This window comes from Rhizobium sp. PDO1-076 (genome assembly GCF_000247475.1).
GTDB lineage: Bacteria > Pseudomonadota > Alphaproteobacteria > Rhizobiales > Rhizobiaceae > Allorhizobium.
This window is the reverse complement of sequence record NZ_AHZC01000307.1, coordinates 1-1,043: the sequence shown is the minus strand read 5'-3', so window position 1 is coordinate 1,043 and position 1,043 is coordinate 1. Positions and strand designations below refer to the sequence as shown.

The following is a 1,043-nucleotide window of genomic DNA, read 5'->3' as shown; positions in this document are numbered from 1 at the left end:
CCGATTGAAACCATCGCCCGAAACCGCTCGTTCAACACTTGGGACGAGGCTCAATCGGCCAGGCCTCCCTACGTCGGGCCGATACGCAACTAGCCAGGCCATCCTGCTTTCCTATGAGGAGGTGTGTTTGCGGCTCCGGGAGCGGCAAATGCTGCGTGCAAAAGAGCATTGCCAGGATCGGATGCCAGACATCCCTGGAGCACCAACGTGGCCAGGCCTCGCATGCTCTTGGTCCTCGCGCGCCGAAAGCCCACCAGCCGGTGACGCGCTGACCGAAGACCGCGCGGCGGCTTGCGTGCGTCAAACCAATCGCTGGCGGTGCACGACATAGAGACCGACGCCGCTCATGATCGCCAGCAGATACCAAGTGAGCGCATAAACCAGATGACTGTTCCTGAAGCTGACGACGGTCATTCCACCGATCGGAAACCCGCCCGGATTGGCCGTTGCGTCAGCGTCGAGGAAAAAGGGAGCAACTCTGTCCAGGCCCGCGGCCGTCGCGATGGCCGTTACATCGCGCGAATACCAACGGCCGTTTGCCGGATCATTGCTGCGCAGGAAGGCGCCGCCCGGCTCCGGCATGCGCAGAAGTCCCGTCACGCTCACGATAGGAGAAGGCTGAGCAGCGGCATGCAGCACGGCGTCGCGGCGATCAGACGGCACGAAGCCACGATTGATCAGGATGGTGGCGCCATCGGGCTGGATCATCGGCGTCACCACCCAGAAGCCGGCGCCGAATTCTGTGACGGCCTGCACCAGAACCTGCCGGTCTTGGAGAAATACGCCGGTAGCCGTCACGCGACGGTATTCGTCCTTGTCCTCACTGATGCTGCTCCACTGTGCCGGAGCCAGCACGGCCACCGGTTGCGCATGGATGCGGGCATCGACACGGGCGATCAGGTCGAGCTTCCAGACTAGGCGCTGCACCTGCCAGCTGCCGAGAGCGATGAAAACGAGGACCAGAAGCAGCATGCCAGTGGTGAAGATCGCGCTGGAGCCCTTGCGCGCCGGCTTCGCATCATCGTCGACCGGGTCATTGTCCA

At 63.0% G+C, this 1,043-nt stretch carries 1 protein-coding gene; it reads right to left on the bottom strand.

Annotated elements, in window-relative coordinates:
• Positions 1 to 300: 300 nt before the first annotated feature.
• A partial coding sequence (locus PDO_RS15570; RefSeq protein ID WP_007603765.1) for an SURF1 family protein occupies positions 301 to 1,043 on the bottom strand: 743 nt, incomplete at its 5' end.